Annotated in this window: 7 protein-coding genes; 2 read left to right on the plus strand and 5 right to left on the minus strand. The window is 74.9% G+C overall.

Translation table 11 applies throughout. The features are described 5' to 3' along the window. Positions 1 to 69: 69 nt before the first annotated feature. Positions 70 to 405 carry a hypothetical protein gene (locus tag ACF1ED_RS31370; RefSeq protein WP_391766217.1) on the plus strand — a complete coding sequence of 112 codons (336 nt, stop codon included), beginning with the start codon at positions 70 to 72 and terminating at the stop codon, positions 403 to 405. On the opposite strand, the gene ACF1ED_RS31375 is transcribed toward ACF1ED_RS31370, so the two are convergent. From ACF1ED_RS31375 to ACF1ED_RS31395, 5 genes are all read right to left on the minus strand, one after another. After that, positions 395 to 1498, minus strand: coding sequence for an NAD(P)-binding domain-containing protein (locus tag ACF1ED_RS31375; RefSeq protein ID WP_391766219.1), 1104 nt, complete (start codon positions 1496 to 1498; stop codon positions 395 to 397). The genes ACF1ED_RS31370 and ACF1ED_RS31375 overlap by 11 nt on opposite strands. Positions 1499 to 1595: 97 nt before the next feature. Continuing rightward, a complete protein-coding gene (locus tag ACF1ED_RS31380) occupies positions 1596 to 2780 on the minus strand; it encodes an LLM class flavin-dependent oxidoreductase (RefSeq protein ID WP_391766221.1) in 1185 nt (394 codons plus the stop codon). Between the two features lie 2 nt (positions 2781 to 2782). Further along, the gene (locus ACF1ED_RS31385; protein ID WP_391766223.1) at positions 2783 to 3820 is read right to left on the minus strand and encodes an ABC transporter substrate-binding protein; all 1038 of its coding nucleotides are present in this window, start codon (positions 3818 to 3820) and stop codon (positions 2783 to 2785) included. A gap of 10 nt (positions 3821 to 3830) precedes the next feature. Then, a complete protein-coding gene (locus tag ACF1ED_RS31390) occupies positions 3831 to 4631 on the minus strand; it encodes an ABC transporter ATP-binding protein (protein ID WP_391766224.1) in 801 nt (266 codons plus the stop codon). Then, on the minus strand, positions 4604 to 5473 hold the full coding sequence (locus ACF1ED_RS31395) for an ABC transporter permease (RefSeq protein ID WP_391766226.1): 870 nt from the start codon (positions 5471 to 5473) through the stop codon (positions 4604 to 4606). The genes ACF1ED_RS31390 and ACF1ED_RS31395 overlap by 28 nt, the downstream gene beginning before the upstream one ends. Positions 5474 to 5808: 335 nt before the next feature. Between ACF1ED_RS31395 and ACF1ED_RS31400 the strand changes: the two genes are divergently transcribed. Continuing rightward, on the plus strand, positions 5809 to 6231 hold the full coding sequence (locus ACF1ED_RS31400; RefSeq protein ID WP_391766227.1) for a secondary thiamine-phosphate synthase enzyme YjbQ: 423 nt from the start codon (positions 5809 to 5811) through the stop codon (positions 6229 to 6231). The last annotated feature ends 169 nt before the right edge of the window (positions 6232 to 6400 follow it).

Below are 6400 nucleotides of genomic sequence, written 5' to 3' on the forward strand. Positions count from 1 at the left end.
CGCCGATTGTGTGGTGAAAACGACCGATTCGAGCGGTATCGCGTGGTCGCCCGACTCGTTGGGCAGCACATGAATCAGCTCAGACGACGTCGCTGGATCTGGTCGCCCATCACCTCCTGGCAGGCCAGACGACTGGCCCGGGTCACCGGGGTGGACTTCGACGACGCCTGGGTCGAGATCCGGCTCACCACCCATCCGGACGAGCGGCATTTCGCCCTCGCCCACGACGTCCTCACCCAGGTGCTCCTCACCCGCAGCGCCGTCTACCTGGAGGACGGACCGCGGTGCGCGGCGGACCCGGGCGGGCGGTACGCGCCGGAGCCGGGCACGCGGTACGCGCCCGGGGCGGGGGTGAGGTCGCCGGAGGGGGAGTGGCGGCCGCGCGACGGGTCGCTCAGGCCGTGACCCGCGCCGGCTCCGGGAGGCGCTCCGTCCGGCGCGCCAGGAGCCGGCGGATCTCGGCCACCGCGGCGCGACCGGCCCGGTTGGCGCCGACCGTCGAGGCCGACGGACCGTAACCGACCAGGTGGACGCGCTCGTCGAGGACGGCGCGGGTCCCCTCCATCCGGATGCCGCCGCCGGGCCCCCGCAGCCGGAGCGGGGCCAGGTGGTCGATGGCCGGCCGGAAGCCGGTCGCCCACAGGATCACGTCCGCCTCGACCGTCCGGCCGTCCGCCCAGACGGCGCCGGTCGGCGTGATCCGTTCGAACATCGGCTGCCGGTCCAGGACGCCGTTCGCCAGTCCCGCGCGGACCGCGTCGTTGAGGGGCAGCCCGGTCACCGAGACCACGCTGCGCGGCGGCAGCCCCCGCCGGACCCGCTCCTCGACCAGCGCGACCGCCGCCCGGCCCTCCGCCTCGCCGAAGGAGCCCTCCCGGAAGACCGGTTCGCGCCGGGTCACCCAGGTGGTCGCGGCGGCGTGCTCCGCGATCTCCAGCAGGTGCTGGGTGGCCGACGCGCCGCCGCCCACCACGATCACCCGCCGGCCGGCGAAGGCCTCCGGCCCCGGGTACCGGGCGGTGTGCAGCTGGGTCCCGAGGAAGGTCTCCTGGCCGGGGTAACGGGGCCAGAAGGGGCGGTCCCAGGTGCCGGTGGCGTTGATCAGCGCCCGGGTCGCGTACACCCCCTCCGAGGTCTCCACCCGCAGCCGGCCGCCCTCGCCCTCCCGGACGGCGGTCACGTCCACCGGCCGGTGCACCGCCAGCCCGAAGGTCCGCTCGTACGCGTCGAAATAGCCGGCGATCACCTCGGAGGAGGGACGGGCGGGATCGGCCCCGGTCAGCTCCATGCCCGGCAGGGAGTGCATCCCGTGCACCTTGCCGTAGGTCAGCGAGGGCCACCGGAACTGCCAGGCCCCGCCCGCCCGGGGCGCGTGGTCGAGGACGACGAAGTCCCGGTCCGGCGCCAGGCCGGCCCGCCGGAGGTGGAAGGCGGCGGAGAGCCCCGCCTGACCGGCGCCGACGACCACGACGTCCACCGTGCGGACCGCTGCTTCCACCACAGAATCGTTCACGTTTCTACCAACCGGGGTGGGGGCCGGGATCTTCCCGGCCCCCACCCCGGCGGGGACGGCACTCCCGCCGCCCCCGCCCGTCCTAGCGCCCGCCCCCGATCCCCGTGAGGCCCGCCGCGCCCGCGAGGAGCGGCGACGCCGGCACCGTCGTCAGCAGACCGCGCTCCGCGAGCAGCGGCGTGACGCCCTCGCCGAACCAGTACGCCTCCTCCAGGTGCGGGTAGCCGGAGAGCACGAAGTGCTCCACGCCCAGGTCGTGGTACTCCTCGATGCGCTCGGCGACGTCCGCGTGGCTGCCGACGAGCGCCGTACCGGCCCCGCCCCGCACCAGGCCCACGCCCGCCCACAGGTTCGGGGCGATCTCCAGCCGGTCCCGGTCCAGCGCGCCGCCCCTGTGGAGGGCGAGCATCCGCCGCTGGCCCACGGACTCGCTGCGGCCGAGCAGCGCCTGCGCCGCCGCGACCGTCTCGGCGTCGAGGTCGGAGAGCAGCCGGTCGGCGGTCGCCCACGCCTCGCGGGAGCTGTCGCGGGAGACGGTGTGCAGCCGGATGCCGAAGCGGACGGTCCGGCCGCGCTCCCCGGCGAGCCGGCGGATCCAGTCGATCTTCTCCTTGACCTGCCACGGCGGCTCGCCCCAGGTGAGGTAGACGTCCGCGTGCTCGGCGGCGACCGGACCGGCCGCCGGGGACGAGCCCCCGAAGAACAGCTCCGGCAGCGGGTCCGGCGGCAGCGCGGTGAGCCCGCCCTCCACCTGGTAGTGCTCGCCCTGGAAGTCGTACGGGCGCCCGCTCCACACGCCCCGCACGACGGACAGGAACTCGGCGGTGCGCGCGTACCGCTGGTCGTGGTCCAGGTGGTCGCCGAACCGCCGCTGCTCCACGGAGTCGCCGCCGGTCACCACGTTGAGCAGCAGCCGGCCGCGGGTGATCCGCTGATAGGTCGCGGCCATCTGGGCGGCGAGCACGGGGGACAGCACGCCGGGCCGGAAGGCCACCAGGAACTTGAGCCGTTCGGTGTGCTGCGCGAGCGCGACCGTCGTCAGCCAGGCGTCCTCGCACCACGTGCCGGTCGGCGTCAGCACGGCCTCGAAGCCGAGCCGTTCGGCCGCCTTCGCGATCTGCGCCAGGTACTCGATGTCGGGCGCGCGGACCCCGGCGACCGCGCCCGAGCGCGTCCGGGCGATGCCGCCGTCGGTGTAGGCGTGCCGGTCGACGAGGGTGCGCCCGTCGCCGCCGGTCGGCAGGAACCAGTGCAGGTGGACCGTCATGGTCAGTCGTCCTTTCCGTAGGAGCGCGCCGGAGTGGTCGACGGCGGCAGGTCGTTGTCGTAGCGGTCGTCCACGAAGTCGGCGAACCGGAAGGAGCGCGGGATCAGCCCCAGACCGGCGAAGGTGTCGGCGATCCGCTGCTCGGAGGCGATCGCCGCCTCGTCGAGGGCGACGGGGATCCGGGTGCCGCCGCTGCGCTTCACGGCGGCCAGCGCCACCTCGTACGGCAGCCCCGTCTCCTTCGACCAGACCTTCGCCCAGTCCTCCGGGTGGCCGTACACCCAGTCCTGGGCGCGCCGCAGCCGCTCGACGAAGTCGCCGACGGCCCTCTCCTTCCTCTCGTCCGCGAGCGCGGCGGGCGCGGCGACCTGGAAACCGAGTCCGTTGACCACCCCGCGCCCGTCGGTCAGGACCCGTCCGGAGCCGCTGTGCAGCACCTGGGAGGTGTACGGGTCCCAGACCGCCCACGCGTCGACCTTCCCGCTGGTGAAGGCGGCGAGCGCGTCGGCCGGCTGCAACAGCGTGACCTGGACGTCCTTCAGCGTCAGCCCGGCCTTCTCCAGCGATCCGATCAGCTGGAAGTGCGCGGAACTGCCCTGCGCCACCGCGATCTTCCGGCCCTTGAGGTCGCGGGTGGACCGCAGCGGCGAGTCCTTCGGCACGAGGACGGCCTCGCCGGCCGAGTCGCCGTGGGTCGCGGCGATCACGGTGATCTTCGACTTGGCGCCGGCGGCGAAGACCGGCGGGGTGTTGCCGACGCCGCCGATGTCGACGGCACCGGCGTTGATGGCTTCGAGGAGCGGTGGCCCGGAGGTGAAGGTGGACCACTTCACCCGGTACGGCAGGTCGTCGAGCTCGCCGGCGGCGCGCAGCACGGCCTCGGCGCCGCCCTTCTGGTCGCCGACGTTCAGGACGAGGTCGCCCTTGCCGTCGGTGCTCCCGCCGGCGTCGGAACCCGAGGCGGGGGTGCAGGCGGTCGCGGCGAGCAGCGCGAGCGGGAGCAGCAGCGCGGCGGGGAGGGAGAGTCGGAGGGGCTTCACGGCGGGGCTCCTAGGCGGGGGTGTGGGTGTGGGAGTGGGTTCGGGAGGGAGAGGGGGCGGGGTCGGAGGCGGTGGTGCGGGTGGGCCCCTCCGTACCGGACTCGCCCTCCCCGACGCCGAGTTCGGCGAGGAGGCGGCCGCGGAGGCCGGCGAAGGAGGGGTCGGCGGGGGAGCGGGGCCGGTCGAGGGCGACGGGCGTGTCGTACGCGATGACCCCGTCGCGCATCACCAGTGCCCGGTCGGCGAGGAGCAGGGCCTCGTCCACGTCGTGGGTGACGAGGAGCACGGTGCAGCCGCGCCGCCGCCACAGCTCGGCGACCAGCCGCTGGGCCTTGATCCGGGTCAGCGCGTCGAGCGCGCCGAACGGCTCGTCGAGCAGCAGCAGGTCGGGATCGCGTACCAAGGCCCTGGCCAGGGAGGCGCGTTGGGCCTCGCCGCCGGAGAGGGTCTTCGGCCAGACGTCGGCCCGGTGGCCGAGTCCGACCTCCTCCAGCGCCCGGTAGGCGACGGTCCGGTCCGGGCGGCCGGGGAGCCCGAGGAGGACGTTGCGCCAGACCCGCTTCCACGGCATCAGCCGGGGGGCCTGGAAGGCGACCGCGCGGCGGCGCGGCACGAGCACGGTGCCGGAGACCTCGCGGTCGAGCCCGGCGAGCACCCGCAGCAGGGTGGACTTCCCGCAGCCGCTGTGTCCGAGCAGTGCGGTGAACTGCCCCGGTTCCAGGGTGAGATCGAGCCCGTCGACGACCGGCCGGCCGTCGAAGGAGCGGGTCAGGCCCCGGACGGTCACTGTCCGGTGAAGGTCGGTCGCCATTGCAGCAGCAGCCTTTCGAGAGTGCGGACGACGGCGTCGGCGAGCAGGCCGAGGAAGGCGTAGACGACGAGGCAGACGACGATCACGTCGGTGCGGAAGAACTCGCGGGCCTGGTTCATCAGGAAGCCGATCCCGGCGTCGGCGTTGATGGACTCGCCGAAGACCAGCGCCAGCCAGGCGGTGGCGAGCGCGTACCGCAGCCCGGTCATGGCGCCCGGGAGCGCGCCGGGCAGCACCACGTGCCGCACGAGCCCCCACCGTCCGAGCCCCAGCGACCGCCCGGCCTCGACGAGTTGGGCGTCGACGCCGCGGATCCCGGCGTACACGTTCAGGTAGAGGTGGAAGGCGGTCCCGAGCGCGATGAGCGCCACCTTCGGGGCCTCGCCGATGCCCAGCCAGATGATCAGCAGCGGGATGAGTCCGACCCACGGCACCGTCCGCAGCATCTGCACGGTGGCGTCCACGAGGTCCTCGCCGAGCCGGGAGAGCCCGGACAACAGCGCCAGCGCGGTGCCGACGGCGCCGCCGACGAGCAGCCCCGCCGCCACCCGCCGGAGCGAGACCCCCATGGCGGTCGGCAGGGTCCCGTCCGCGACCAGACCGGCGGCCGACCGGGCGATCGTCCCGGGCGAGGCGAGCACCTCCGGCGCGAGCACCCCCGTGGCACTGGCCAGCTGCCACGCCAGCAGGAGCAGCAGCGGCCCGACGGCCCGCCGCAGCCAGCGCGGCACGGCGGTCCCGCGCCCGGGGCGACGCGGGGGAGTGAGGGATTCGATCTCCGGAATACCGGATATATCCGGCAGGAGGGGCGTAGGGGGCGGGGGTGCGTGACCGACGGCCATGGAGAGACTCCGGTACGGAAGAGGAGGCGCGGGAAGGGGTGGCGGAGAGCGGGTACGCGTCGACGTCACCGCACGCGGAGGACACACGCGTACGGCGAGAGGGTCAGAGCGTCAGGGGAGACGTCCGGCCACTGGGACGGCCGGGAGGGGGAAGAAGGCGTCAGCAGCCGCGGGAACAGGCGGCGGAGGCCACCCGCAGCAGGTCGATGTGACCACGCGTGGTGAGCAGTGCTGTACGCGACATGGCGCGAACGTAGCGACCCGCGGCCGACACGGTCAACGGCGTCTCGGAGCGTGGACGGGCGATCCCGCGCCCCGGACGGCAGGATGACTCCATGTCACATTCCTTCACCACGCGCGTCGTCAGCCTCACCACGGGCTCCCGGGAGACGGTCACCGACCTGACGCAGGTCTGCGAGGACTTCCTCACGGAGACCGCCACGGGACGCGACGGCCTGCTCAACCTCTTCGTCCCCCACGCCACCGCGGGCCTCGCCGTCCTGGAGACGGGCGCCGGCAGCGACAGCGACCTCCTGGCCACCCTCCACCACCTGCTCCCCGCCGACGACCGCTGGCAGCACCGCCACGGCACCCCCGGCCACGGCCGCGACCACGTCCTCCCCGCCTTCCTCCCGCCCCACGCCACCCTCCCCGTCGTCGCCGGCCGCCTCGCCCTGGGCACCTGGCAGTCGGTCTGCCTGGTCGACACCAACAAGGACAACCCCCAGCGGCAGGTGCGGCTGAGCTTCCTGGGCTGACCGGGCCGCCGGGTGCCGGCTCCCGGTGCGGGCCGTGACCGCCGGGCGGCGTGGGGGGGGGGGCCCCCCCCCCCCCGCGGGGGGGGCCCCCCCCCCCCCCCCCGGGGCGCGGGGGGGGGCCCCCCCCCCCGGGGGGGGGGGCCCCCCCCGCCGCGGGCCCCGCCCCCAC

Origin of the sequence: Streptomyces sp. NPDC014656, assembly GCF_043084305.1 — a bacterium.
Classification (GTDB): Bacteria; Actinomycetota; Actinomycetes; order Streptomycetales; family Streptomycetaceae; genus Streptomyces.

Excerpts from the sequence above, each read along its gene's own strand:
- ACF1ED_RS31395 (WP_391766226.1), bottom strand. The coding sequence starts at position 5,473 with ATGGCCGTCGGTCACGCACCCCCGCCCCCTACGCCCCTCCTGCCGGAT.
- ACF1ED_RS31370 (WP_391766217.1), top strand. The coding sequence starts at position 70 with ATGAATCAGCTCAGACGACGTCGCTGGATCTGGTCGCCCATCACCTCC.
- ACF1ED_RS31380 (WP_391766221.1), bottom strand. The coding sequence starts at position 2,780 with ATGACGGTCCACCTGCACTGGTTCCTGCCGACCGGCGGCGACGGGCGC.
- ACF1ED_RS31400 (WP_391766227.1), top strand. The coding sequence starts at position 5,809 with ATGTCACATTCCTTCACCACGCGCGTCGTCAGCCTCACCACGGGCTCC.
- ACF1ED_RS31390 (WP_391766224.1), bottom strand. The coding sequence starts at position 4,631 with ATGGCGACCGACCTTCACCGGACAGTGACCGTCCGGGGCCTGACCCGC.